The 23,189-nt window shown below is 59.0% G+C and carries 30 protein-coding genes; 23 read left to right on the top strand and 7 right to left on the bottom strand.

Going from position 1 to position 23,189, the window contains the following annotated elements; all coding sequences use genetic code 11:
* Positions 1–26 precede the first annotated feature (26 nt).
* Complete coding sequence (locus WM42_RS04550; RefSeq protein ID WP_062035875.1) at positions 27–956, bottom strand: hypothetical protein; 930 nt, start codon at positions 954–956, stop codon at positions 27–29.
* Between the two features lie 532 nt (positions 957–1,488).
* Here WM42_RS04550 and rplN point away from each other — a divergent pair.
* The 3 genes from rplN to rplE are packed head-to-tail and all read left to right on the top strand — an operon-like array spanning position 1,489 to position 2,730.
* Positions 1,489–1,857, top strand: a complete 369-nt coding sequence (gene rplN, locus WM42_RS04545) for a 50S ribosomal protein L14 (RefSeq protein WP_061920530.1) — start codon at positions 1,489–1,491, stop codon at positions 1,855–1,857.
* A 4-nt stretch (positions 1,858–1,861) separates the two neighbouring features.
* Positions 1,862–2,176, top strand: a complete 315-nt coding sequence (gene rplX, locus WM42_RS04540; protein ID WP_005527724.1) for a 50S ribosomal protein L24 — start codon at positions 1,862–1,864, stop codon at positions 2,174–2,176.
* A gap of 2 nt (positions 2,177–2,178) precedes the next feature.
* Positions 2,179–2,730, top strand: a complete 552-nt coding sequence (gene rplE / locus WM42_RS04535; RefSeq protein ID WP_046646792.1) for a 50S ribosomal protein L5 — start codon at positions 2,179–2,181, stop codon at positions 2,728–2,730.
* A gap of 57 nt (positions 2,731–2,787) precedes the next feature.
* Here rplE and WM42_RS13610 read toward each other — a convergent pair whose 3' ends face one another.
* Positions 2,788–3,810, bottom strand: coding sequence for a sortase family protein (locus WM42_RS13610; protein WP_235591317.1), 1,023 nt, complete (start codon positions 3,808–3,810; stop codon positions 2,788–2,790).
* Positions 3,811–4,004: 194 nt separating this feature from the next.
* On the opposite strand from WM42_RS13610, the gene WM42_RS04525 reads away from it, so the two are divergent.
* On the top strand, positions 4,005–4,790 hold the full coding sequence (locus WM42_RS04525) for a formate/nitrite transporter family protein (RefSeq protein WP_062035873.1): 786 nt from the start codon (positions 4,005–4,007) through the stop codon (positions 4,788–4,790).
* Here the strand turns inward: WM42_RS04525 and WM42_RS04520 are convergent.
* From WM42_RS04520 to WM42_RS04510, 3 genes are read right to left on the bottom strand one after another with little or no spacing between them, the layout of a single operon-like run.
* Positions 4,787–5,539 carry a B3/B4 domain-containing protein gene (locus tag WM42_RS04520; RefSeq protein WP_062035870.1) on the bottom strand — a complete coding sequence of 251 codons (753 nt, stop codon included), beginning with the start codon at positions 5,537–5,539 and terminating at the stop codon, positions 4,787–4,789. The two genes, WM42_RS04525 and WM42_RS04520, sit on opposite strands and share 4 nt — an antisense overlap.
* Entirely contained in the window at positions 5,536–6,378 is an 843-nt protein-coding gene (gene fdhD, locus WM42_RS04515) for a formate dehydrogenase accessory sulfurtransferase FdhD (protein ID WP_061920540.1), read from the bottom strand. The genes WM42_RS04520 and fdhD overlap by 4 nt, the downstream gene beginning before the upstream one ends.
* Complete coding sequence (locus WM42_RS04510) at positions 6,378–6,623, bottom strand: DUF6457 domain-containing protein (protein WP_062035867.1); 246 nt, start codon at positions 6,621–6,623, stop codon at positions 6,378–6,380. Before WM42_RS04510 ends, fdhD begins: the two co-directional genes overlap by 1 nt.
* A 353-nt stretch (positions 6,624–6,976) precedes the next feature.
* Here WM42_RS04510 and rpsH point away from each other — a divergent pair, with 353 nt between their 5' ends.
* The 19 genes from rpsH (at position 6,977) to eccB (ending at position 20,427) form a co-directional block, all read left to right on the top strand.
* Complete coding sequence (gene rpsH / locus WM42_RS04505) at positions 6,977–7,360, top strand: 30S ribosomal protein S8 (RefSeq protein ID WP_061920544.1); 384 nt, start codon at positions 6,977–6,979, stop codon at positions 7,358–7,360.
* A gap of 14 nt (positions 7,361–7,374) precedes the next feature.
* Positions 7,375–7,911, top strand: a complete 537-nt coding sequence (gene rplF, locus WM42_RS04500) for a 50S ribosomal protein L6 (protein ID WP_061920547.1) — start codon at positions 7,375–7,377, stop codon at positions 7,909–7,911.
* 3 nt (positions 7,912–7,914) lie between these two features.
* The gene (rplR, locus tag WM42_RS04495; protein ID WP_061920549.1) at positions 7,915–8,316 is read left to right on the top strand and encodes a 50S ribosomal protein L18; all 402 of its coding nucleotides are present in this window, start codon (positions 7,915–7,917) and stop codon (positions 8,314–8,316) included.
* 40 nt (positions 8,317–8,356) lie between these two features.
* Complete coding sequence (rpsE, locus tag WM42_RS04490) at positions 8,357–8,983, top strand: 30S ribosomal protein S5 (RefSeq protein WP_005527787.1); 627 nt, start codon at positions 8,357–8,359, stop codon at positions 8,981–8,983.
* 3 nt (positions 8,984–8,986) lie between these two features.
* On the top strand, positions 8,987–9,172 hold the full coding sequence (rpmD, locus tag WM42_RS04485; RefSeq protein ID WP_061920551.1) for a 50S ribosomal protein L30: 186 nt from the start codon (positions 8,987–8,989) through the stop codon (positions 9,170–9,172).
* Positions 9,173–9,175: 3 nt separating this feature from the next.
* A complete protein-coding gene (rplO, locus tag WM42_RS04480; RefSeq protein ID WP_061920553.1) occupies positions 9,176–9,625 on the top strand; it encodes a 50S ribosomal protein L15 in 450 nt (149 codons plus the stop codon).
* Positions 9,626–9,872: 247 nt separating this feature from the next.
* Positions 9,873–11,198, top strand: coding sequence for a preprotein translocase subunit SecY (gene secY, locus WM42_RS04475; protein WP_062035863.1), 1,326 nt, complete (start codon positions 9,873–9,875; stop codon positions 11,196–11,198).
* The gene (locus WM42_RS04470) at positions 11,198–11,743 is read left to right on the top strand and encodes an adenylate kinase (RefSeq protein WP_061920557.1); all 546 of its coding nucleotides are present in this window, start codon (positions 11,198–11,200) and stop codon (positions 11,741–11,743) included. The genes secY and WM42_RS04470 overlap by 1 nt, the downstream gene beginning before the upstream one ends.
* 6 nt (positions 11,744–11,749) lie before the next feature.
* Positions 11,750–12,544 (top strand): type I methionyl aminopeptidase, encoded by a 795-nt coding sequence (gene map, locus WM42_RS04465; protein ID WP_061920561.1) that lies wholly within the window; start codon positions 11,750–11,752, stop codon positions 12,542–12,544.
* Positions 12,545–12,616: 72 nt separating this feature from the next.
* Complete coding sequence (locus tag WM42_RS04460; RefSeq protein WP_062035861.1) at positions 12,617–13,453, top strand: L,D-transpeptidase; 837 nt, start codon at positions 12,617–12,619, stop codon at positions 13,451–13,453.
* 266 nt (positions 13,454–13,719) lie between these two features.
* Positions 13,720–13,938, top strand: a complete 219-nt coding sequence (gene infA, locus WM42_RS04455) for a translation initiation factor IF-1 (protein ID WP_004566852.1) — start codon at positions 13,720–13,722, stop codon at positions 13,936–13,938.
* A gap of 181 nt (positions 13,939–14,119) precedes the next feature.
* Positions 14,120–14,488 (top strand): 30S ribosomal protein S13, encoded by a 369-nt coding sequence (gene rpsM / locus WM42_RS04450; protein ID WP_034656519.1) that lies wholly within the window; start codon positions 14,120–14,122, stop codon positions 14,486–14,488.
* Positions 14,489–14,491: 3 nt separating this feature from the next.
* Positions 14,492–14,896 carry a 30S ribosomal protein S11 gene (gene rpsK / locus WM42_RS04445; protein ID WP_034656521.1) on the top strand — a complete coding sequence of 135 codons (405 nt, stop codon included), beginning with the start codon at positions 14,492–14,494 and terminating at the stop codon, positions 14,894–14,896.
* Between the two features lie 21 nt (positions 14,897–14,917).
* Positions 14,918–15,523, top strand: a complete 606-nt coding sequence (gene rpsD, locus WM42_RS04440; protein WP_061920567.1) for a 30S ribosomal protein S4 — start codon at positions 14,918–14,920, stop codon at positions 15,521–15,523.
* A gap of 114 nt (positions 15,524–15,637) precedes the next feature.
* Positions 15,638–16,648, top strand: a complete 1,011-nt coding sequence (locus WM42_RS04435; RefSeq protein ID WP_061920569.1) for a DNA-directed RNA polymerase subunit alpha — start codon at positions 15,638–15,640, stop codon at positions 16,646–16,648.
* Positions 16,649–16,721: 73 nt separating this feature from the next.
* Positions 16,722–17,243, top strand: coding sequence for a 50S ribosomal protein L17 (gene rplQ, locus WM42_RS04430; RefSeq protein ID WP_062035859.1), 522 nt, complete (start codon positions 16,722–16,724; stop codon positions 17,241–17,243).
* A 101-nt stretch (positions 17,244–17,344) separates the two neighbouring features.
* Positions 17,345–18,178: a trimeric intracellular cation channel family protein gene (locus WM42_RS04425; RefSeq protein ID WP_062039166.1), complete on the top strand. Its 834-nt coding sequence runs from the start codon at positions 17,345–17,347 to the stop codon at positions 18,176–18,178.
* Positions 18,179–18,193: 15 nt separating this feature from the next.
* The gene (gene truA / locus WM42_RS04420; RefSeq protein WP_062035856.1) at positions 18,194–19,051 is read left to right on the top strand and encodes a tRNA pseudouridine(38-40) synthase TruA; all 858 of its coding nucleotides are present in this window, start codon (positions 18,194–18,196) and stop codon (positions 19,049–19,051) included.
* A gap of 65 nt (positions 19,052–19,116) precedes the next feature.
* Entirely contained in the window at positions 19,117–20,427 is a 1,311-nt protein-coding gene (gene eccB / locus WM42_RS04415; protein WP_062035853.1) for a type VII secretion protein EccB, read from the top strand.
* 18 nt (positions 20,428–20,445) lie between these two features.
* Here eccB and WM42_RS04410 read toward each other — a convergent pair whose 3' ends face one another.
* Both WM42_RS04410 and eccD read right to left on the bottom strand, forming a co-directional pair.
* Entirely contained in the window at positions 20,446–21,660 is a 1,215-nt protein-coding gene (locus WM42_RS04410) for a S8 family serine peptidase (protein ID WP_062035851.1), read from the bottom strand.
* A gap of 7 nt (positions 21,661–21,667) precedes the next feature.
* Entirely contained in the window at positions 21,668–23,071 is a 1,404-nt protein-coding gene (gene eccD / locus WM42_RS04405) for a type VII secretion integral membrane protein EccD (protein WP_062035848.1), read from the bottom strand.
* Positions 23,072–23,189 lie beyond the last annotated feature (118 nt).

Below are 23,189 nucleotides of genomic sequence, written 5' to 3'. Positions count from 1 at the left end.
TTCCTACTTGGTAGGAAGGCTCTTGCTTAAGCGAAGAACTTGCGGCGTGCAGCGAAAGCGCCAGCGGCAACCATTGCAGCTACGGCCAGAGCAGCCAAAGCCTGTGCAACGGAGTTGGAGCCGGTCTCAGCGGACATACCACGTGCGGCTGCCGGGGCAGCGTTGCCCTCAGCGAGCTGACCGCCCTGGGCGATAACCGCATCCTTGTTAGCGTTCAGCATCTGCTCGGAAGCAGCCTTTTCCTCGGCGGTCGGTTCCTGGTTCTTGCGTGCCTCGTCCTTGACGTAGGTCTTGCCGTCCTGGGACAGGTACCAGGTGATACCACCAATCACCAGGGCTGCCGGAAGAGCCAACCATGCGAGCTTCTTCTTGTCGAATTCAGGCTTCGCAGCTTCAGAAGGGAATGCCTTTGCGTAAGCGTCACGCATCTCGGCGGTAACTTCCACGTTGACCAGGGCTGGATCGTTGACGTAGACAGTCGGATCCTTCATGCTCTGGTACCAAGTGTTGCCCTCGGAGTCTACCTTGGTGGCAGGAGCAGGAATTGCGGAGGTGTCCTGCTGCTCCTTCACGTACTTTTCTGCCTGCTCTGCGGTCAGGCGTACTGGGTTGCCTGCAACTGGCTTGGACAGCCAGCTACCGTCCTCCTGCTTGTAGTACTTGACGCCATCTACCTCGATGGGATCAGCAGCGACGTCGTGGCGTTCGACTTCACCGGCGCTTTCTTCGTTGGTGTTCGGCTCTTCAGTGCTTTCCTCGCCCTCTTCATTGGACGGATTGTAGTTCTCAGCACCTGGTACATAGTTATCAGTACGAGTTGTGAGAGTAGATCCATCACCGTGCTCAGTGAACTGATTCGATTCGTTGTTGTCCTGAGCCTGAGCAACAGCTGCGCCACCAAAGGCGAGCGCGCCGGTCAGTACAGCAGCGGTCAGGGTCTGTGGCAAACGCTTCATGTGTTTCTCCTTCGGGAAATATGGGAAAGCGCAAAAAATGTCTTTCGCGACGCAAACAACAATAGTCACATAATTCACAGTTGTCACGCGGAAATCAGAAGTTAACTGTAATTTTCATACGTCACAGCTGTGAAAAAATTGGATTATTAGAATGGTCGTGCGACCCGATTTGCACTGAGGAACGTTAAGGTGAGGTTTATATGTGCAGAGTGTGCCGATAGTTTTGGAGACTGTTTGTGTGTCGGTGCATTCGAAATAATGGGCTAAGGGGTAAGCGGGTGTACTGGCGAAAATAAATGTGGAGGTAGGGGGCGTCGACAGCCGTCGAGCAGCGTTTTGGTAAGGGTGCTGGCGTGTGGTTGAATGTATAGGTTGCAAAAGCTGGTCGGCCCGTAGTGGTGCGTTTCCGAACCGCCGGTCCGAGACCCTTCGGTGTAATCCGTTGTCAAGGCTTGAGCATCGCAAGTTTGTAGACCGCGTGCGGTAAGGACGGAAATCTTACCGCACATCAATCCAGGTCAGGAGACCCATAGTGATTCAGCAAGAATCCCGTCTGCGCGTCGCCGACAACTCTGGTGCACGTGAGATTCTGTGCATCCGCGTTCTCGGTGGCTCCGTTCGACGCTTCGCTGGCATCGGTGACGTAATCGTCGCCACTGTCAAGGATGCTGTCCCAGGCGGCAACGTTAAGGAAGGCGACGTCGTTAAGGCTGTCGTCGTCCGTGCAAAGAAGGAGACCCGTCGTCCGGACGGTTCTTACATCCGCTTCGATGAGAATGCTGCAGTCATTCTCAAGGGCGACAACGAGCCACGTGGTACCCGTATCTTCGGCCCAGTTGCTCGCGAGCTTCGTGACAAGAAGTTCATGAAGATCGTTTCTCTCGCACCGGAGGTGATCTAGTCTTATGAAGATTCATAAGGGCGATATGGTGATTGTTATTTCGGGTCCTGACAAGGGCGCGAAGGGCAAGGTCATCGAAGCATACCCGAAGCGCGACAAGGTCCTCGTTGAGGGCGTCAACCGCGTGAAGAAGCACGTTGCTAACTCCGCTACCGAGCGTGGCGCCGAGTCCGGCGGAATCGTTACCCAGGAAGCTCCGATCCACGTTTCTAACGTTGCAATCGTTGACTCCGAGGGCAATCCGACCCGCGTGGGCTACCGTTTCGATGAAAACGGCAAGAAGGTCCGCATCGCACGTAGCAACGGGAAGGACATCTAATCATGAGCGAGAACTACACTCCGCGTCTGAAGACCCGCTACCGCGAGGAAATCAAGAAGACCCTGAACGACGAGTTCAACTACGACAACGTCATGCAGATCCCAGGTGTCACCAAGGTTGTTGTCAACATGGGTGTTGGCGACGCTGCACGTGACTCCAAGCTGATCAACGGCGCTCTCGAGGACCTCACCGCGATCACCGGCCAGAAGCCGCAGCTGCGTCGCGCAAAGAAGTCCATCGCGAACTTCAAGCTGCGTGAGGGTATGCCAATCGGCGCCCGCGTCACCCTGCGTGGCGACCGCATGTGGGAGTTCCTGGACCGCCTGCTGACCATCGCGCTGCCGCGTATTCGCGACTTCCGCGGTCTGTCCGATCAGCAGTTCGACGGCCACGGCAACTACACCTTCGGTCTCACCGAGCAGACCATGTTCTACGAGATCGACATCGACAAGGTTGACCGCCCACGTGGTATGGACATCACCGTTGTCACCACCGCTACCAACGACGAAGAAGGCCGCCGCCTCCTCAAGGAGCTCGGCTTCCCGTTCAAGTAAAGCGGCTTAAGCTTTTCGCCCTCACCTTTTGGTGAGGGCGTTTGGCGTTTTGTATGCCTACTCTGCCGGTGGGGTAACGGTCGTGACGCCTTCGTATTGCCAGCCCACCACTGCATTGCGCACGGAGGCTTCAAGGAGGTTGAGCGGCTGAATGCAGCTGATGGTGAGAAGGCGGCCTGGCATGGGGCCTTCGCCCCAGATTGTGGTGTCTTCGGCGAGGCCTTCTTTTACTGGGTCGTGCATGTCGGTGGCGCTGTAGACCAGCCAGTTGTCGCCGGAGTTTGCAGTGCGCAGGTAGAGCTTGTCGCCGAGGGCGACCTTGTGCTTGTTTGCGCCGCCGTCGTAGAGGTTGTTGAAGACACCGGGAACGCCGGCGCCGGTGTGTCCGGCGATGACGGTGATGTCTGGCGCATTAGTGCCTGGCAGCGAATACGGACGGTCCGCAGCGGTATAAGTGCAGGCCTCCGTCATCGTATCCGGGTTAATCGCGCCGTCTTTGACGCGGCAGGAGCCATCTTCAAATTCGGCATGGACCTCGATTGCAGGGATGAACATCTCAACTGCGGCGGAGGGCTCAATGACTGGAGCAGCTGCCACAGGGACTTGGTTGCTTTCTAGTCCTTCAGGAGGATCGACCACGTGATGCATCGTGGCGGCAAGAGCCACACTTGCAAGGACCGCACTTGCAAGGACACCAACCGTAATACGGAACTTGCCCGAGCTGGACCACAATTCCAGCGCGCGAGTATGGAGCGCCGGCGTGTTCGTTTCTGGCGCGCGGTGGCGGCCACCCGTGCTTTGCGACTTTGGTTGGGGGCTGCGCTTTTGGCGGTTAGGTAGTGGATTCGGCGCTGCTGCTGTTGATGTTGGTGTCTTCGGCGTCGTTGGCGTTGGGGGAGTGCGCCGCACGTAGGTGCGCTCGCCGTCGGGGTTGCCGTTGCCGGCGCGGCGGGTATCGATGGGTCTGCTATTGATGGGGCGGCGCTGTGTACTGGCGCTGGTGCTGCTGGTCCTGGCTGCCCGGGGGCGCGTGTGATCTGCGCTGTGATCTGGCAGATCGTGAGGATAACGCGGGGGCATGGGCGGCGGCTCCAGGGGTGAGGGAGGTGGGTTCTAAAAGTAAGTGAATTTTCTAACTAATTTTAATCCTTGGCAGGCGTTGAGCAATAATAACCGCGGAAAATACCCACGTGTGGTGGGCATAAAGTTGTTGGCGCAGCCTGGAACTTCGCTGTAGTGTTATCGCAGTTATAACTCTAGGTAAAGGAAGCTTCGTGTCTCTCAACGAATCTGCTGCAGCAGCAATTAAGAAGAAAGTGACTCTGCTCGACGAGTCCTTCGCCCGCTTCGCGGTACGTGCGATCTTGGCCGGCGTCTATCTCGCCATCGGTACCGGTTTCGCGGCCGTCGTAGGTCAGGCCGTCGACAAGCACGCAAAGGGCCTGGGTGCACCAGTCTTCGCCATGCTTTTCGGCCTTGGACTTTTCGCCATCGTCATCCTCGGCGCGGAGCTTGCTACCGGCAGCATGATGTACGTCGTCTACGGTGCCATCAATAAACAGGTGGGCTGGGGCAAGGGCTTTTGGCTGCTCATCGTCACCACATTCTTCAACTTTGTTGGTGCCGTACTCTTCGCCGCTGCCATGGGTGTTTCCGCGAAGCTGGGGCACATTGACCCATCGCACCTCATCGCAACGCTGTCCATGGGCAAACTAGAAAAGGGCCCAGGCGGCCTGCTGGTTGAGGGCATCCTCGCAAACTTCGTGGTCAACATGGCCATCGTCGGTGCTGTCTTTGCCAAGGACATCGTCTCGAAGTTCTTCGTCATCGTGCCGATCATCGCCTGCTTCGTGGGCCTTAGCCTCGAGCACGTCATCGCAAACTTCTGCTTGATGACGCTGACCTTCTTCTGCTCTAACCCACTGCCGGATGGCTTTACCCTGGGCGCTGTTCTCACCAACTGGTCGCTGGTTTGGGTGGGCAACGTCATCGGCGGCGGCTTCCTCATCGGCGGCGTTTACGCCTGGCTCAACAAGGGCCCTGAGGCTTACCGCGACTAAGCATCATCTTCTGCGCGCAGGATGCGCATTGCAACGACGAGTTCCGAGGAATACTCCCGGAGCTCGTCGATTAGGTTTTCACCCACAGCGCGCAGCTCGACGTCGTCGACAGGTTCCAGTGCATCGAGGATGAACAGCGCCGCAGTGGTGTCGTCGTGCAGCGCCGTGCGGGTGCACTGGCGCCAATTCCAGCGGCGGCATGTGACCCCGTTCGCATCGAGCCAGACCACCTCGCCCGGTTCGGGATGCTCGGTTACAGGCTCGCCTTTGTCCATAGTGGCGAAGTTCTCAGCACCAGTAGCTCGCACCAGCTGTGGAGCGGATACATAGTCGTTCAGGTCTTCGCCGCCGAAGGGGATCTCGTAAGTCACGGACAGCGAGTTATAGATGTCCGTGAGGCGGTTGATGCGAGGCAGCCCCTTTTCCGCGCGGCGTATGAGCGCCTCCGTGCTGTTGCGGGTTCGCGATGGCTTCGCGCCGAATCCTTGATAAGCCTTGCGCCATGCTGCGATGTGCGGGAAGTCCGTGACGGCGCACTTGCCCAAGCGTGCGCGGGCAACGTCTTCGGCGTTGCGCAAGAGCTGCTCCGAGTGGGCGTCGGAAGGCGCAGGCGTGATGCCATCGACGGCGATGAGCAGCGCGCGGTAGTCGGGACGTAAGGCCGCGACCTCGGGGCTGATGCTGGCGTCAGCAAGGAACTCGATGAGTTCCCCAGTACTGCGGATCTTTTTTGAAGAGTGGTTGCTCATCGCTTGAGTTCTCCTGGCTTGAGTTCACCTGCGTAGATGTTGAAACGATCGCCGCGGGCAAACCCTACCAAAGCCATGCCAGTCTCCCGGGCAGTCTCCACAGCGAGCGAGGATGCCGCGCTAACAGCAACGAGCATACCGAACCCGGCCATTGCTGCCTTTTGTACAAGCTCGAAGCTGGCGCGGGAGCTCATAACCAAAATAAGGTCGTCTGCGGGCAGGCGATCTTCAAGGAGCAGGTGCCCGATGACCTTGTCTGCTGCGTTGTGCCTGCCGACGTCCTCTCGCACAACGATGGGCTTGCCGTCTAAGGTGAATGCGCCGGCGGCGTGGATACCACCGGTCTTGCGGAAGAGCTTTTGCTCGGCGCGCAGCTTTTCGGGCAGCTGCGCAACCACGGCTGGGTCAATCTGGATGTTGGGGAGCGCGTAGCGCGATTTCTTGTTTAAATCCTCGATGGAGCTGGTGCCGCATACGCCGCACGCGGAGTTGGTGAGCGTAAGCCGCAGATCTTTTAGCCCAATGACATTCTTCTGGGCCAGATCGATATCCAGCAGGTTATAGGTGTTCATACCGTCCACGGTGGAACCAGCGCAGTAGCGGGCTTCGGAGACGTCGGCAAGCGTGGCGATATGGCCCTCAGAATGCAAAAAGCCATGAGCTAGCTCAATATCATGGCCCGGAGTGCGCATGGTGGTGGTCAGGGTCTGCCCGCCGACACGAATCTCCAGCGGCTCCTCGCCAGTGACGATGTCGGCGCGGGTATCCACCTGGGTTACCTCCGTGCCATCCAAGTGAACCTTGGTCACGGCAAAGGACTTTGTTGCCCGGCCCGCCACTAGTTCAGCTCCGCCCGCAGTTTGGCGATGTTCGCGCGCGCCTCGTCCGAGTCCCGCGAGGCCAACCCAACCAAATATGCCGTCAGGGGAGCGGCCGGGCGCGAGGTGCTGTGTGCGACGTCGCGGGTAAGGTCGAGCAGCTCACGGGTCAAGGCAGTGGCATCTTGCTTGTCGACGCCGATTAGTTCTGCCGCTTCCTCCAACCACTGGTGGGCGGAGTGGATAGGGTCATTTTCTGCAGTCATGACGGCCACTCTAGTCCTCGAGGGTGACATGCAGCTTCGACGCTAAAAAAGATTTGGAAAACTGCAGGTTAGCGGGTAGTGTTGCAGTTCAGACTCACGTCGAGGCTGTAGTGTGACCAGATGGCAAATGAAATCTAGCCCTACAAGCTGCAGAAACGTAGAGCCTGAATCAAGAACTGAACATCATCAACTTTGTTGTAGGCCCCCCGCCGTTTTCGGCGGCCCGTTGTATGTATCAAAGGGTGGCGAGCGCCTTACGGTATTGACCGTGAGGAGCGTGAGTAGCCCGAAATCACACGGAAAACGCTTTGGTGGGTACGGGAACCGCAACGAGAAAGGTAACGGTCACTCACATGACCATGACTGATCCTATCGCCGACATGCTGTCGCGCGTGCGCAACGCAAGCCATGCGCACCACGACACCGTGTCGATGCCGACCTCCAAGATCAAGGCAAACATCGCCGACATCTTGAAGCAGGAAGGCTACATCGCTGACTACTCCGTTGAGGGCCGCGAGCTCGAGCTCACCCTCAAGTACAACAACCGTGAGCGCTCCATCTCTGGTCTGCGTCGCGTGTCTAAGCCGGGTCTGCGTGTGTACGCAAAGTCCACCAATCTGCCGAAGGTCCTTGGCGGCCTGGGCGTGGCTATCATCTCCACGTCTCAGGGTCTGCTGACCGACCGTCAGGCTCAGGAGAAGGGCGTAGGCGGAGAAGTTCTCGCCTACGTCTGGTAAGGGAGGATTGACACATGTCTCGTATCGGTCTAGCACCAATCGCCGTACCATCCGGCGTTGAAATCAAGGTAAACGGCCAGGAGGTCGAGGTTAAGGGTTCCAAGGGTACCCAGACCGTCGTTCTGCCAGAGCCAATCACCATCGCAGTCGAGGATTCCGTAATCACGGTTTCCCGTCCAGATGATGACCGCAAGAACCGCGCTCTGCACGGCCTGTCTCGCTCTCTCGTCAACAACGCAGTTATTGGCGTGACCGAGGGCTACACCATCAAGATGGAAATCTTCGGTGTCGGCTACCGTGTTCAGCAGAAGGGTAGCGACCTCGAGTTTTCTCTGGGTTACTCCCACCCGATCCTCATCAAGGCTCCGGAGGGCATCACCTTCGCTGTGGATGGCGCAACCAAGCTCTCCGTATCTGGTATTGACAAGCAAAAGGTCGGACAGGTCGCCGCTAACATTCGCCGCCTGCGTAAGGACGATCCTTACAAGGGCAAGGGCATTCGTTACGAAGGCGAGCAGGTCCGCCGCAAGGTCGGAAAGACGGGTAAGTAAGCAATGGCTAACACTGAAAACGCAAAGCGCACCCCAATCGGCAAGGACATCTCCTCCCGCCGTCGCGAAGCACGCGCACGCCGTCACTTCCGCATCCGTAAGACCCTGCGCGGCACCCCTGAGGCACCGCGTCTGGTCGTTCACCGCTCTTCCCGCCACATGCACGTCCAGGTCATCGACGACCTGGCTGGCCACACCTTGGTCGCAGCTTCCTCCATGGAAGCTGACGTTCGTGCGCTCGAGGGCGACAAGAAGGCAAAGGCCGCAAAGGTTGGCGCCTTGATCGCTGAGCGCGCCAAGGCTGCTGGCATCGAGGCAGTTGTCTTCGACCGTGCTGGCTACAAGTACCACGGTCGCGTTGCCGCTCTCGCAGAGGCAGCTCGTGAAGGTGGTCTGAAGTTCTAATGATCATGGCAAACGGAAACATCAACGGAAGGAACGCCTAATGTCGGACCGTGAAAAGCGTGACGGCGGACGCTCCGCCGAGAACGGTCGTAATAACGACCGCAACAATGGCGGTCGTCGCAACGATCGTCGTAATCAGCAGGACAACGAGCGCGATAAGTACATCGAGCGCGTAGTCACCATCAATCGCGTCTCCAAGACGGTTAAGGGTGGCCGCAACATGTCCTTCACCGCTCTCGTCGTCGTTGGCGATGGCCAGGGCATGGTTGGCGTTGGCTACGGCAAGGCTAAGGAAGTCCCTGCCGCAATTCAGAAGGGTGCAGAAGAGGCTCGCAAGAACTTCTTCCGTGTCCCGATGATCGCCGGCACCATCACCCACCCGGTCGAGGGTCGCGACGCAGCTGGCATCGTCATGATGAAGCCTGCCGCACCTGGTACCGGTGTTATTGCCGGTGGTGCTGCACGTCCGGTGCTCGAGTGCGCTGGTGTGCAGGACATCCTGTCGAAGTCCCTCGGCTCCGACAACGCCCTCAACGTCGTCCGCGCTACCGTGGACGGCCTCAAGCAGCTGGTTCGCCCTGAAGAGGTTGCCGCACGTCGTGGCAAGTCCCTCGAAGAGGTTGCTCCGGCCCAGATGCTGCGTAAGCGCGCAGGTCAGGAGGCATAAGCAATGGCTCTGAAGATTACTCAGGTAAAGGGCCTGGTGGGTACCAAGCCGAATCACCGCAAGAACATTGAGGCTCTCGGCCTCAAGAAGATCGGCCAGTCTGTTGTAAAGCAGGACACCCCGATCATCCGCGGCATGGTTCAGAAGGTACGCCACCTGGTCACCGTCGAAGAAGTGGCAGGGGAGTAAACCATGGCTGATATCATCAAGCTGCACGACCTGCGCCCATCCGCAGGAGCAAACAAGCCTAAGACCCGCGTCGGCCGCGGTGAGGCTTCCAAGGGTAAGACCGCTGGTCGCGGTACCAAGGGCACCAAGGCTCGTAAGCAGGTTTCCGCTGCTTTCGAGGGTGGCCAGATGCCGATCCACATGCGTCTGCCGAAGCTGAAGGGCTTCAAGAACCCGAACCACGTTGAGTACCAAGTAGTCAACGTTGCAGACCTCGCAGAGGCATTCGCAAACGGTGGCGACGTCACCGTTGCAGATCTCGTCTCCGCAGGCCTGGTTCGTAAGAACCAGCCGGTCAAGGTTCTGGGCAACGGCGACATCAACGTCAAGCTGAATGTCACCGCTGACAAGTTCTCTAAGTCCGCTGTTGAGAAGATTGAGGCTGCTGGCGGCACCGCCACCGCAACCAAGTAATCAACTGCGTTACTTAAAGCATTAAAGCGCCCGCTTTCCCGAGTGATCGGGAGGCGGGCGCTTTCCTTATTAGTTGGCTGGCAATCCTTACCTTAAATGTGGCTAAATAGCGCGTGGCTGGTAGGCTTGCATGGTCATAAGTGTTCAACCTTCCCCATGTTAGGGGACAGATGAGTTCCACCTCCGAGCGTTGTCACCTATTTTCCCTTAAATGTTGATAGCGCCGGAAGGCCAGGAGGATTTTGTAGTGTCCGCCATTTTGCAGGCTTTTAAGGACGCCGACCTGCGTAAGAAGATCATCTTCACTATCTTGATGATTATTGCTTACCGCATTGGCGCCCAGATTCCATCCCCGGGCGTTGATTACGCTTCGATCTCCGGTCGTTTGCGTTCTCTGACGGAGGAGTCCGGCAATCTGTATTCCGTGATTAACCTGTTTTCAGGTGGCGCGCTTTTGCAGTTGTCTATCTTCGCCATCGGCATCATGCCGTATATTACGGCTTCGATCATCGTCCAGCTGCTGACCGTTGTCATCCCGCATTTTGAGCAGCTGAAGAAGGAAGGCCAGTCCGGTCAGGCCAAGATGACGCAGTACACGCGTTACCTCACGCTCGCGCTGGCGTTGCTGCAGTCTTCTGGCATCGTGGCCCTGGCGGACCGCGAGCAGCTGCTGGGCCAGGGCGTACCGGTTCTGGCTGAAGACCGTAACTTCTTTACCCTTATCGTTTTGGTCATCACCATGACCGCGGGCGCCATCCTCGTTATGTGGATGGGCGAGCTCATTACTGAAAAGGGCATCGGCAACGGCATGTCCCTGATGATCTTCGCCGGCATTGCAACGCGCTTGCCAACCGACGGCGTGGGCATCATGCAGAACAACGGCGGTCTGGTCTTCGCCATGGTCGCTGCGGGTCTTGTCGTGTTGGTCGTTGGCATTACCTTTATCGAGCAGGGCCAGCGCCGCATCCCAGTGCAGTACGCAAAGCGCATGGTTGGTCGCCGCCAGTATGGTGGTTCCTCTACCTACCTGCCGCTGAAGGTCAACCAGGCCGGCGTTGTCCCGGTTATCTTTGCGTCCTCGCTTATCTATATGCCGGTGCTTATCACCCAGATCGTTAACTCTGGTTCCGGTAACGTGCCGGATAACTGGTGGCAGCGTAACGTGATTGCGCACCTGCAGTCCCCGAGCTCCTGGCAGTACATCGTCTTGTACTTCGTGCTGACCATCTTCTTCTCTTACTTCTATGTCTCGGTGCAGTATGACCCTGCCGAGCAGGCAGACAACATGAAGAAGTATGGTGGTTTCATCCCGGGTATTCGTCCGGGCCGCCCAACCGCACAGTACCTCGGCTTCGTAATGAACCGTCTGCTGTTCGTAGGCTCCCTATACCTTGCGTTGATCGCTATTCTGCCGAATATCCTGCTGGATCTCGGCGTTGGCCATTCTTCCGCAAACGGCACCTCCGCTTTCGGCGGTACCGCTATTCTGATTATGGTCTCGGTTGCTCTGACTACCGTCAAGCAGATTGAGTCCCAGCTCCTACAATCCAACTACGAAGGACTTCTCAAGTAATGCGTTACGTACTCCTCGGCCCTCCCGGTGCCGGCAAAGGCACCCAAGCAGCAATCCTGAGCGAGAAGCTGTCTGTTCCGCACATCTCCACCGGTGACCTGTTCCGCGCCAACATTGGTGAGGGCACCCCGCTGGGCGTTGAGGCAAAGTCCTACATTGATGCCGGCAAGCTCGTTCCGACCGACGTCACCGCGCGCATGGTTGAAGATCGCCTTAACCAGGACGACGCTGCAAACGGCTTCCTGCTGGACGGCTTCCCACGCACCGTGGAGCAGGCTGGCATTCTGGCCGAGCTGCTCGAGAAGAAGGGCGTCAAGCTCGACGGAGTTATCAACTTCGAGGTTTCCGAGGACGTCGTCGTCGAGCGCATGCTGGCCCGTGGCCGCGCTGATGACAACGAGGAGACCATCCGCACCCGACTCGGCGTCTACCGCGACGAGACTTTCCCGCTCATCCAGCACTACGGCGATGAAATCATCAACGTCAAGGCTGAGGGCACCGTTGAGGAAATCAACGAGCGCACCCTGAAGGCTATGGGCAAGTAATACGCCATGGGATTTAGACGCCGCAGCAAAACCATTCCCGCACGCACCCCAGGTGAACTGGACGCGATGCAGGCCGCCGGAGAAATCGTCGGCAAAGCATTGCAAGCCGTGCGCGCCGCTGCGGCGTCTGGCGTATCCACACTCGAGCTCGATGAAGTAGCCGAGCAAACAATCAGGGACTTGGGCGCTACCCCTACCTTCAAGGGATACGAGGGCTTCCCGGGTTCCATATGTGCCTCCGTCAACGATGTCATCGTGCACGGCATTCCGGGCAAAGACATCGTGTTGGCGGAAGGTGACTTGGTCTCCATCGACTGCGGCGCAACGCTCGACGGTTGGGTAGGAGACAGCGCGTGGACCTTCGGCGTGGGCAAGCTGGCCCCCGAAGCAACCGCGCTTAACGACGCCACGGCATGGGTTTTGGCTGAAGGGCTCAAGGCGATGGTCCCGGGCAACCGCTTGACGGATGTTTCGCACGCTCTTGAGCAAGCAACCTACCGCGCTGAAGATAAGTTCGGCGTTGATCTTTTCATTGTGGATGGCTACGGCGGCCACGGCATTGGCCACACCATGCACGAAGAACCTTATCTCGCGAACGAAGGAAAGCCGGGCCGCGGTCCGCTCATTCAAGAAGGTTCCGTTCTCGCGATTGAGCCGATGCTTACCCTGGGTACGGAAGATAACGCCGTGCTTGACGACGATTGGACTGTGGTCACCCTTGACGGCAGCCTCGCCGCTCACTGGGAACACACCGTAGCCGCGACCGCTAACGGCCCGCGAATCCTTACTCGTCGCTATTAGCTGAAAATCACGGGGGAGGACTGGGGTCGCGTCGAGTATGCGGATTCCACGTGAGGGTCTATACTCGTTGCCATGTCTAAACTTCGCCCCCGCAACGTGTCCTCTAAGGCACGTCGTGCCCTAGTTGCCCCTATGACCGCCGGCGTCATGACCGTCTCCGTCTTGGCAGGCGCCCCAGCTGCTTCCGCACAGACCGTTCCTTCCATCGAGTCCATGAGCTCCGATGCGCAGTCACAGATTGATGCCCTGACCGCGGACGCCCGCGCACAGATCGATAACTTCGTTGGTCAGTCCCGCGAGCAGGCTTGGAACACCCGTAATCAGATTCTGGATCAGGTTAAGGTTTTAAACCCTGCTGCGGCAGACGCTATTCAGCCGGCTGTTGACGCTGCAGTCAACGCTATCTTCCCGGGCCTGATTGACCAGAAGAACGCTGAAGCACGTGCGGCACGTGAGGCGCAGGAGCGTGCGCACGCAGAGCAGGTTGCACGCGAACATGCTGCGGCTGAGGCGGCTGCACGTGAGGCCGAAGCACAGCGCAAGCGCAACGAGTTTGACCGCGGCCCTTGCCCGGCGGATGCACGCGTCTGCGTTGACCTGAACGGCAAGCGCACCTGGCTGCAGGACAACGGCAACGTTTCTTACGTAGCATCTGCGATGTCTGCTGGCATGGCAGGTCAGGAAACCCCGCGCGGCACTTTCTACATCAACCGCAAGATCAAAGACGAGATCTCCCGCGAGTTCGGTAACGCGCCGATGCCTTACTCCATGTACTTCACCAACTCCGGCCACGCCTTCCACGAGGGTTCCCCGGCTTACGAGTCCAACGGCTGCATCCACCTGTCGCATCAGGATGCTGTTCGCTTCTGGAACGATGTGCCAGTCGGCTCCAAGGTTTTCATCTACTAAGCATCCAAAGCGCAGACGCTTTTAATCTTTTCAAAGAGAATTCTCCCCGTGGAAGATAGTTCCCCGGGGAGAACTTTTTGCTTTATTGCCGCCTTGGCGCGTGTCGCTAAGAGTGCGCAGGTAGAGGAGTTTGTTTATTGCTCGCACGCAGCGTATGCTAGAGCGCTGGTGTATGTTTGCGGTCTTATTTACCGCGACGTCGCCAAGCAGTAGACACCAAACATGCAGGTGACACTCACTTGAAGTCACCTAGAAAAGTAGAGGTTATGGCTAAGGAAGGCGCAATCGAGGTCGAGGGTCGTATTATCGAGCCTTTGCCAAACGCAATGTTCCGCGTCGAGCTCGACAACGGACACAAGGTTCTTGCACACATTTCTGGCAAGATGCGTCAGCACTACATTCGCATCCTCCCAGAGGATCGCGTGGTTGTAGAGCTGTCCCCTTATGACCTAACCCGCGGACGCATCGTCTACCGCTACAAGTAAACACTGTAAGCCTCCTTACCCTCTGACATAGCGGCGCTATGTCTAGCCCACCTCAGGCTGCGATGGCCTGAGCCCGCACTGGTAAGTAGCCCACAGATCCGGCATCGGTCCGGGCGAAGTGCTGCATGGAGCGGGGCGGATAGGGAGAAAACCATCGTAACAACCCGAAAGGACACGCCACATGGCACGTCTAGCTGGTGTTGACCTTCCACGCAACAAGCGTATGGAGGTCGCTCTCACCTACATCTACGGCATCGGTCCAACCCGTGCCAAGGAATTGCTGGAAAAGACTGGCATTTCTCCTGACCTGCGCACCGACAACCTCGACGATGATCAGCTGTCGGCGCTGCGTGACGTAATCGAAGCTACCTGGAAGGTCGAGGGTGACCTCCGCCGCCAGGTTCAGGCTGACATCCGTCGCAAGATTGAAATTGGTTGCTACCAGGGCATTCGCCACCGCCGTGGCCTGCCGGTTCGTGGTCAGCGCACCAAGACCAACGCTCGTACCCGCAAGGGCCCGAAGAAGACGATCGCAGGAAAGAAGAAGTAATTCATGCCTCCAAAGACTCGCTCCGGCGCGCGTCGTACTGGCCGTCGCGTCGTAAAGAAGAATGTGGCCGCAGGCCACGCGTACATCAAGTCCACCTTCAACAACACCATCGTGTCTATCACTGACCCGTCCGGTGCTGTTATCTCCTGGGCATCCTCCGGCCACGTCGGCTTCAAGGGTTCCCGTAAGTCCACTCCGTTCGCTGCACAGATGGCTGCTGAGAACGCTGCTCGTAAGGCAATGGAGCACGGCATGAAGAAGGTCGACGTATTCGTTAAGGGTCCGGGCTCCGGCCGCGAGACCGCCATCCGTTCCCTGCAGGCTGCAGGCCTCGAGGTTTCCTCGATCACGGATGCAACCCCACAGCCGCACAACGGCTGCCGTCCAACCAAGCGCCGCAAGGTTTAAGGGAAAGGAAGAGGTAAGAAAATGGCTCGTTACACTGGCCCCGCTACCCGCGTATCCCGCCGTCTGCGCGTCGACTTGGTCGGCGGCGACATGGCATTCGAGCGCCGCCCGTACCCACCGGGACAGGCTGGCCGCAACCGCATCAAGGAATCCGAGTACTTGCTGCAGCTGCAGGAGAAGCAGAAGGCTAAGTACACCTACGGTGTTCTTGAGCGTCAGTTCCGTCGTTATTACGCCGAGGCTAACCGCCGCCCGGGCAAGACCGGTGACAACCTGGTCGTTCTGCTCGAGTCCCGCCTCGACAACGTCGTCTACCGCGCTGGCCTGGCAAACACCCGTCGCCAGGCTCGCCAGCTTGTCTCCCACGGTCACTTCACCGTGAACGGCAAGAAGATCAACGTTCCTTCCTTCCAGGTTTCGCAGTACGACATCATCGATGTTCGTGAGCGTTCCCAGAAGATGGAATGGTTCGAAGACGCTCAGGACCGCCTGGTCGATGCCAACGTACCGGCATGGCTGCAGGTTGTTCCTGAGACCCTGCGCATCCTCGTGCACCAGCTGCCCGAGCGCGCTCAGATCGACGTTCCGCTGCAGGAGCAGCTCATCGTCGAGCTTTACTCGAAGTAAACTTAGTAACCGAGTGCCCCGTTTGTGGCATTCGGAGAAGAGTGAATCTTCGAAACCTCAATCTTTACCCCTTCTACCGACGTCAAATAGCGGGCGTCGACAAGGAGATATTCAATGCTCATTTCCCAGCGTCCTCAGCTCACCGAGGAATTCATCGAGCCGTCTCGTTCCAAGTTCGTCATCGAACCGCTCGAGCCGGGCTTTGGTTACACCCTCGGTAACTCCCTTCGTCGTACCCTGCTGTCTTCCATCCCGGGTGCAGCAGTAACTTCCATCAAGATCGATGGTGTTCTCCACGAGTTCACCACCATCAACGGTGTGAAGGAAGACGTCTCTGAGATCATCCTCAACATCAAGGGCTTGGTTCTGTCCTCCGACTCTGACGAGCCGGTTGTTATGTACCTGAGCAAGGAAGGCCCAGGTGTTGTTACCGCGGGCGATATCCAGCCGCCGGCTGGCGTGGAGATCCACAACCCGGATCTGCACATCGCATCCCTGAACGACACCGCCAAGCTGGACATGGAGCTCGTCGTCGAGCGTGGCCGCGGCTACGTTCCAGCAGCACCGACCTCTGGTGAAATCGGACGCATTCCGGTTGACCAGATTTACTCCCCGGTTCTGCAGGTCTCTTACAAGGTCGAGGCAACTCGTGTTGAGCAGCGCACCGACTTTGACAAGCTGATCATCGACGTCGAAACCAAGAACTCGATTTCTGCCCGCGACGCCCTGGCTTCCGCCGGCGGCACCCTGGTCGAGCTCTTCGGCCTGGCTCGCGAGCTGAACAATGCTGCTGAAGGCATCGAGATTGGCCCGTCCCCGCAGGAGACGGAGTACATCGCGGCCTACAGCATGCCTATCGAGGACCTGAACTTCTCCGTTCGTTCCTACAACTGCCTGAAGCGTCAGGAGATCCACACCGTTGGTGAGCTCGCAGAGTGCACCGAGTCGGACCTGCTGGATATCCGCAACTTCGGTCAGAAGTCGATTAACGAGGTAAAGATCAAGCTGGCTAACCTGGGCCTGGCTCTCAAGGACACCCCTGAGGACTTCGACCCAACCCAGCTTGAGGGTTACGACGCAGAAACCGGTGACTTCAAGGATCCGTCTGCGGACGATTCCGAGTAAAGCACCACACTGACCTGCGGCCCGAGCTTATGCTCGCCGCGCGCTCACTTTATCCGCACACGAGGAGTACATAATGCCAACCCCTAAGAAGGGTGCCCGTCTCGGCGGCTCCGCTACCCAGCAGGCTCACCTGCTGAGCAACCTGGCTGCTAGCCTGTTCGAGCACGGCGCAATCAAGACCACCGATGCGAAGGCGAAGATGCTTCGCCCTTACGCTGAGAAGATCATCACCAAGGCTAAGTCCGGCACCCTTGCTGACCGCCGCGCAGTGCTGAAGCTCATCCCGCACAAGGATGTTGTTGCGCACCTGTTCGACGAGCTGGGCCCGAAGTTCGAAGGCCGTGAGGGTGGCTACACCCGCACCATCAAGCTGGAGAACCGTACCGGCGACAACGCCCCGATGTCCCAGATCTCCCTCGTTCTCGAGGAGACGGTGACCTCCGAGGCAACCCGCGCTACCCGCGCAGCTGCTTCCAAGCAGGCTGAAGAGGCTAAGGTCGAGGAGACCAAGGCTGAAGAGGCTGAGGAAGCAAAGGCAGAGGCAACCGAGGCAGAGGTCGAGGAGACCGCTGCTGAGGAGTCCGAGGAGAAGTAAACTTCTCTCGCCTTAACTAGGCCGCAGTACCACCTTAGGTGGGGCTGCGGCCTTTTGTTATGCTTTCTGGGCTATATGACCCCGACCTGAACGTATACTCTATGACCCCGCTGTTTACTGTGCTGTACGTAATCGGCATCGTCTCCGAGGCGATGACCGCTGCGCTGTCCGCTGGCCGGCAAAAGATGGATCTGTTTGGCGTCATCATGTTGGGCGCTGTCACCGCATTGGGCGGCGGCACGATCCGCGACATGGTGCTGGGCGCCTACCCGTTGACGTGGGTGGCGGAACCGCGGTTCCTCTTGGCCGTGGTGGCCGCCGCCGTCGCCACGGTTTACATGTCCTTCCTCATGCACTATTTCCGGCATGTATTCTTGGCTCTCGACGCCCTAGGTCTTGCGGTATTCAGCGTCCTTGGCGCTCAGAAGGCCTTGGAACATGGCCATGGGTTGGTTATCGCTGCCGTGGCTGCGGTGCTGACCGGTGTCTTTGGCGGTATTTTGCGTGACTTGTTGTCCGACCGTATCCCGCTGGTCTTGTCCGCGGAGCTGTACGCCTCCATTTCTGTTCTTGCAGCCTTTTCTTATGCGGGATTGATGGAGCTGGGGCTCAGCGCCGAGGTCGCTGGCGTCGTGACGGTATGCCTGGCGCTGGCGCTGCGCGTGGCCGCGATTTACTTCGGATGGTCGCTGCCGGTGTTTGAATACCGGGGAGCCGAACAACCCATGGACCCGCGCCTGCGCTTGTCTGCCCGCATTGTTCGGGATAGCGCCCGCAAGGCCAAGCGCAAAGCCGGCCAGGCCAAGGAGAATCTAAAGCACCCCAAGCGGGCTGGCTATGCCGCTTTGAGCAAGCTCGGCGTGAGCAAGAGCGCGAAGGGCCAGCGCGCGTCCCAGGATTGGGAACTCAATCGCGAGTGGAATGCCAACGACTAGGTAGGATCAGCATCCATGACTAACGTTCGCCTTCGCCTAGACCTGGCCTACGACGGCACGGATTTTCATGGCTGGGCCCGCCAGAAGGGCGAGCTGCGTACGGTGCAGCAGGTTCTCGAAGACAATCTTTCGATGATCCTGCGCCATGAGGTCGAACTGACCGTGGCAGGGCGCACGGATGCCGGTGTGCATGCGGCAGGCCAGGTCGCGCACTTCGACATTCCAGCTAGTGCACTCGAGCAGCGATCGATTGATGGGGACCCGGTAAAGCTCGTGCGTCGCCTAGCGAAGCTCCTTCCGGAAGACGTTCGCGTACATGACTGCCAGCAAGCACCAGAGGGCTTTGACGCGCGCTTTTCGGCCCTTGAGCGCCACTACGTTTACCGCATCACCACGCATCCGCGCGGGGCATTGCCGACGCGCGCCCGCGACACCGCCGTCTGGCCGAAGCCGGTGGACATCGAGGCAATGCAGCAAGCCGCGGAGCAGTTGGTTGGCTTGCATGACTTCGCCGCCTTTTGTAAGGCAAAGCCGCATGCCACGACAATTCGCGACCTTTTGTCTTTTGAGTGGGTCGATGTATCTACCCCGAGCGAGCCGCAGCTTTATGAAGCCCGCGTGGGCGCCGACGCCTTTTGCTGGTCGATGGTTCGCTCACTCGTGGGTTGCTGCTTGCGGGTAGGCGAGGGCTCCCGGGGAATCGACTTTGCCGCGGAGATGCTCGCTTTGAACTCTCGTTCTTCCCACATTCCGCTAGCGCCGGCAAAGGGGCTGAGCCTGGTCCAGGTGGACTATCCGGCAGATGCTGATTTGGCGGCGCGCGCTGCGCAGACCCGTGACCGTCGCACTGCGGATGAGCTTTCGCTGGGTTAAGCTAACGCGTGGAATGACAAAACTAGGGCAGTAGGGGTGCTGCCTTGTTTGAGGGGGAATTCTGCATGTCACGTCCAATGCCGACGACGAAAGCACAGGTATCCGGGCATAAATTTTTGCAGCGCCGCGTGGAGCATGGCCTGGTACTTGGCGATATTCGCATGATTCATGATCCTTTAGCGAGCCGGCGCCGCGCCCTCATCTTTGGGATCATCGCAGTGTCGTTTCTGGCTATTGGTTCGGGAATGCTCGCGTGGCTCCAGCCCAATCCCAATCCGGGCGATGCACCCATCGTGCGCTCGCAGCAAGGCCAGCTTTTCGTTCTGGTTAATGAGTCCTATCATCCGGTGAGCAATTTGGCCTCCGCGCGCCTTATCGCGGGAGAGCCGGCGGCGCCCCAGGCCATGGGCAATGAGTTCTTGAGCAATGCGCGGCTTGGCACTCCGCTAGGCATTGCCGACGCCCCGGATTACTTGGCTGATCCTGCAACCCCGGCACAAGGCTGGGCGGCCTGTTATGCGGCCGCAGCTGACGAGGACAAAGAAAATCCCACCACGATTGACGGGGAAGGCAGCCGACCCGGGGAGACTGTGGTACTGGCCAACGCCAAGGTTGAGCACCTCCGCAGTGCGGAGGCGGCGTTGGTTTCCACAGGTGGCAAGGAATGGCTATTGACTTCGGCAGGGCGCGTAGAGCTGCCTTCTGCTGCCTCGACACAGGGCCGCGTGCTGCGCCGCGGCATTGGCGTGCGCGATGATTCCTATGTGTGGCAGATCCCGGAGGATCTGCTGAATGCCTACGCGGAGCTTCCGCCGCTGCGCTTTCCTGAGCAAACCCCGCAGATTTTAGACACCGGCGATGATCTGTGGGTGCGCGTAGGCGCAGGCGATGAGCAGGGTGTTGCCTCGATTACTCCCACGCAGGCAGAGATGCTGGCAGGCATGGGCGCCTCGCGCGAATCGGTCGATGGCGCCGAAGTCGCCGCGCTTTCCGACGCCGCGTTACCCTTCAACCTGCCCGCCAATTCATATGATTTCCTGTCTCCAGGTCGTGGTTGGCTCTGCGCGGATGAGCGGGGCGGAACGGTCTTTAGCCCCGCGGTTGAGGCTACTGTGTCTATTGCCGGCAAGGCCACTGCTGATCGGTTCGCTGGCTTGGAAGCTGGCGGTGTAGGCATAGACAGCGGCCACGGTTTCCATGTGGTTTCGGCGACGGGTATCAGGCACTCCGTGGCACAAGGTGCACTGGTCGAAGCACTGGGCACGACCACGCAGGCAAAAGTCCCGTGGGAAATCTTGCGGTTGCTGCCGGAGGGCTCGCCTCTAGACCGCGAAAACGCCTTGGCGAGCCAGGGCGGCGATGAGGGAACCGAGTAGAGCGCCAGCTTCTAATTTCTAGTGCTGCTTGGCGCGCCGCAGCGTTGCGGCGATAACGCCAGCAAGGCCGAGCAGGCCAAGCAAAGTCATAAGCCGGGTTGGTGCCTGGCTGCGATGCACGGCAGCTGGGTAGACGGTGACTGTCTTTTCTTCGTCTTCTGCCTCAGCGTTTTTGTCATCGTCTTGTGACCGGTGAATGGTGAGGGCTTGCAGCGGATCGATGAAGCCGTGGCCTGGCTCGGCGGCGGCATAGATACGCTCGCGCAGCTGCGCCGCTGAATCGTGCGGATAGCGTTGGGCGAGTAGTGCCACGGTTCCCGTGACCACTGGCGCTGCAAAAGAAGTGCCGTGGAACGCGGCAGTCTGCTTGCCATCGGTGCTTTTGGCTTCTGCCCACTGATTACCCGGTGCAAGGGCGAGCGGGACGTGGCCTTCGGCGCTTAGCTCTGGTGCTCCATTGCGGGCAGGGATGGAATAGTCCGCGACCTCGTGCGCGGTAGAAAGCGCGCCCACTGCGAGAACGGTATCCGCATGTGCTGGATAGACGGTGTCTTCTTTGGTGCATCCATCGGAAGAAGCATTGCCCGATGCCGCAACGATGACCGTTCCTTCGTGCTCTGCGCGTTGGAGCGCGGCGTCGAGATCGCGAGTGTCGACGCGGTCCGCGGCGTCGCTTGGAATGCAGGAAACCACCGAGATGTTGATGACCTTGGCCTGTTCATCCAAGGCGCGGTTTAATGCGGCGGCCAAAGTCTCCAGCGTGCCGGAGGTACTTTCTGAGTCAGCAGCGCGGTGCCGATAGTGCGCGCTGGTTTGCCGGATGGATAAAATCTCCGCCCGCGGCGCAATGCCGATGTCATAGCCTGCGATGACGCCCGCAACCGCGGTGCCATGTACATCGCAGTCCCGCAAAGGATCTGGTTCTTCGGGCGTGACAAAGTCATCCACGCCGCGCAAAGCACGCAGCTGCGGGTGTGGGCTGACACCAGTATCGATGACGGCAACTTTGATTCCCTCGCCCGTGGCAAAGGAATGCAACCGCGCCCGATATGCGCTTTGCTCCGCTGAGGTATCCGGTGACTGCGCTGCGGCAATCGGCTGTGCACAGGCGACGTCGGGTTCACGCGCCGACGCTAGGGTCGGCGCGGTAAATGCAGAAATTGCTGCTGCCGAGGGAAATCCCGCTAGCAGTAGTGCGGCGAGCTTTTTCTGGACGTTTTTTGACTTCACCATGCTGGACCTATCCCAGTCCGCGGATGAGGAAGAACAAGCCTGCCACATGCGCGGCGAGCGGCAAGCACGCGGCCACCGCGATGGTTTCGGCGCGTTCGTACCAGGCAATCGTGGTGGGCTCAGCCGCTGCAATCTTGTGCGACCACAGCGGGGTAGAAGCCATCGCCGCCACAATGATGAACCCAAGCACGCTCATTACCCACAGGCTCCACGGAGCTGGGTGAGCAAGCTCTTGCCAACCCCGGCCCACTAGCACCACAGCGGCGGTAGCAGCCGTCAGCGCACACGTGGAAAGCGCCCAACTGGAGATCACCCGGGCGTGCCGCACGGAATGCAATACCGTGGCACCGGCTAAGGCCAGGCATAAAAGCTGTGCGAATAATGCGGCTACGGCGTCCGAACGGCTCAACGGCATTCCAACTAAAAACATAAGGCTGGGTATTCCGGCGATAGCTGCGCCGATGCAGATGCCCTCATATGCAAGCCCGGCGCGCTGTGCCCGCGCATCGACGTCGCTTTGTACCGAGTCGGAGACGTTGAGGCTTTGCCCAGCGGTGGGAAGTTGCGGGACCTTGAGCCCGGCTAAGTGAGTAGAGAGTGAGGCAGCGTTCGCCAAGACAAAGACCATGGCCAGCAACAAACAGGCAGCACCGGCAGCAGGTACAACTTCGGGGGCTGTGGGACCAGCGAGTCCGGCGGACTGCGCGCCGGGTAGATAGCTGCCGGCCGCGCCAACTGTGAAAAGTATCGCGGCGGAGATGGTCAACATGGCCAGTCGGGTTCCGCCGAGTTGCGCCATATGGCAGGCGCATAAAGCTAGAAGTGCGCCGGCGCAGGCGGCCCATATTCCCCACGGCATTTCATCTTGAGTGGGTGCAACAAAAAGCCAGCCCGCTGCGCTAGCAGCGAGGATGAAAAGGCTCGTTATAAGCGTCGAGCGAGTCCAGAGCGCGAGCGCGAATGCGCCAAGGGCACACGCCGCTGCTGCCGCTGCGAGACCCGCGAGCGCCGCGATGATGCAGCTGGCGCCGAGCAAACCACAACTTGCCCACAGCGTGGCAGTGCGCGCGGGTTTAGCATCGGCGGCATCGTGTGCAAGTGCTTCTGCCGCATCGCGCACGACGGGCGCAGGCTTGTCAGCGACTTGCTCGATGAGAAGCAGACTGCCATCGTGCAGTGGCGTGCGCTCCAGAGCCGTGCTGAGAGCAATGGCCTTTCCACCAGCGGTGCTGGCTTGGAGCGGAACGGTGAAAATAGGGGCGTCGACAAGCAGCAAAAGCTCGCCCAATGCCTCCCCGATACTGACGTTTAAGGGCAAACAAACGTCAGCCTCTTTGCGGAATTCACCGATGTTGAAACGAACCGTAAGCCGCACCGATTGCGTTGGCGCAATGTTTGGCGCATGTCTCATGTGTAAAAATCCTCCCCCGAGAATCCTGAAGGCGCCAAAATTATTGGCTTTTGCCTTCTCCCCCTTGCCTATAGGCACACATTGTGGCTTACTAGTGGCAACGTGTCCACCGCAGTCA

This window comes from Corynebacterium simulans (assembly GCF_001586215.1).
Classification (GTDB): Bacteria; Actinomycetota; Actinomycetes; order Mycobacteriales; family Mycobacteriaceae; genus Corynebacterium; species Corynebacterium simulans.
The sequence above is the reverse complement of the archived record's forward strand: the minus strand, read 5'-3'. Positions and strand labels throughout refer to the sequence as shown.

Bases quoted from the DNA above. Each gene is read 5' to 3' on its own strand.
- WM42_RS04550 (WP_062035875.1), bottom strand. From the start codon at position 956: ATGAAGCGTTTGCCACAGACCCTGACCGCTGCTGTACTGACCGGCGCG.
- rplX (WP_005527724.1), top strand. From the start codon at position 1,862: ATGAAGATTCATAAGGGCGATATGGTGATTGTTATTTCGGGTCCTGAC.
- rplE (WP_046646792.1), top strand. From the start codon at position 2,179: ATGAGCGAGAACTACACTCCGCGTCTGAAGACCCGCTACCGCGAGGAA.
- WM42_RS13610 (WP_235591317.1), bottom strand. From the start codon at position 3,810: ATGCCCCCGCGTTATCCTCACGATCTGCCAGATCACAGCGCAGATCAC.
- WM42_RS04520 (WP_062035870.1), bottom strand. From the start codon at position 5,539: ATGAGCAACCACTCTTCAAAAAAGATCCGCAGTACTGGGGAACTCATC.
- WM42_RS04510 (WP_062035867.1), bottom strand. From the start codon at position 6,623: ATGACTGCAGAAAATGACCCTATCCACTCCGCCCACCAGTGGTTGGAG.
- rpsH (WP_061920544.1), top strand. From the start codon at position 6,977: ATGACCATGACTGATCCTATCGCCGACATGCTGTCGCGCGTGCGCAAC.
- rplF (WP_061920547.1), top strand. From the start codon at position 7,375: ATGTCTCGTATCGGTCTAGCACCAATCGCCGTACCATCCGGCGTTGAA.
- rplR (WP_061920549.1), top strand. From the start codon at position 7,915: ATGGCTAACACTGAAAACGCAAAGCGCACCCCAATCGGCAAGGACATC.
- rpsE (WP_005527787.1), top strand. From the start codon at position 8,357: ATGTCGGACCGTGAAAAGCGTGACGGCGGACGCTCCGCCGAGAACGGT.
- rpmD (WP_061920551.1), top strand. From the start codon at position 8,987: ATGGCTCTGAAGATTACTCAGGTAAAGGGCCTGGTGGGTACCAAGCCG.
- rplO (WP_061920553.1), top strand. From the start codon at position 9,176: ATGGCTGATATCATCAAGCTGCACGACCTGCGCCCATCCGCAGGAGCA.
- WM42_RS04470 (WP_061920557.1), top strand. From the start codon at position 11,198: ATGCGTTACGTACTCCTCGGCCCTCCCGGTGCCGGCAAAGGCACCCAA.
- map (WP_061920561.1), top strand. From the start codon at position 11,750: ATGGGATTTAGACGCCGCAGCAAAACCATTCCCGCACGCACCCCAGGT.
- WM42_RS04460 (WP_062035861.1), top strand. From the start codon at position 12,617: ATGTCTAAACTTCGCCCCCGCAACGTGTCCTCTAAGGCACGTCGTGCC.
- infA (WP_004566852.1), top strand. From the start codon at position 13,720: ATGGCTAAGGAAGGCGCAATCGAGGTCGAGGGTCGTATTATCGAGCCT.
- rpsM (WP_034656519.1), top strand. From the start codon at position 14,120: ATGGCACGTCTAGCTGGTGTTGACCTTCCACGCAACAAGCGTATGGAG.
- rpsK (WP_034656521.1), top strand. From the start codon at position 14,492: ATGCCTCCAAAGACTCGCTCCGGCGCGCGTCGTACTGGCCGTCGCGTC.
- rpsD (WP_061920567.1), top strand. From the start codon at position 14,918: ATGGCTCGTTACACTGGCCCCGCTACCCGCGTATCCCGCCGTCTGCGC.
- WM42_RS04435 (WP_061920569.1), top strand. From the start codon at position 15,638: ATGCTCATTTCCCAGCGTCCTCAGCTCACCGAGGAATTCATCGAGCCG.
- rplQ (WP_062035859.1), top strand. From the start codon at position 16,722: ATGCCAACCCCTAAGAAGGGTGCCCGTCTCGGCGGCTCCGCTACCCAG.
- WM42_RS04425 (WP_062039166.1), top strand. From the start codon at position 17,345: ATGACCCCGCTGTTTACTGTGCTGTACGTAATCGGCATCGTCTCCGAG.
- truA (WP_062035856.1), top strand. From the start codon at position 18,194: ATGACTAACGTTCGCCTTCGCCTAGACCTGGCCTACGACGGCACGGAT.
- eccB (WP_062035853.1), top strand. From the start codon at position 19,117: ATGTCACGTCCAATGCCGACGACGAAAGCACAGGTATCCGGGCATAAA.
- WM42_RS04410 (WP_062035851.1), bottom strand. From the start codon at position 21,660: ATGGTGAAGTCAAAAAACGTCCAGAAAAAGCTCGCCGCACTACTGCTA.
- eccD (WP_062035848.1), bottom strand. From the start codon at position 23,071: ATGAGACATGCGCCAAACATTGCGCCAACGCAATCGGTGCGGCTTACG.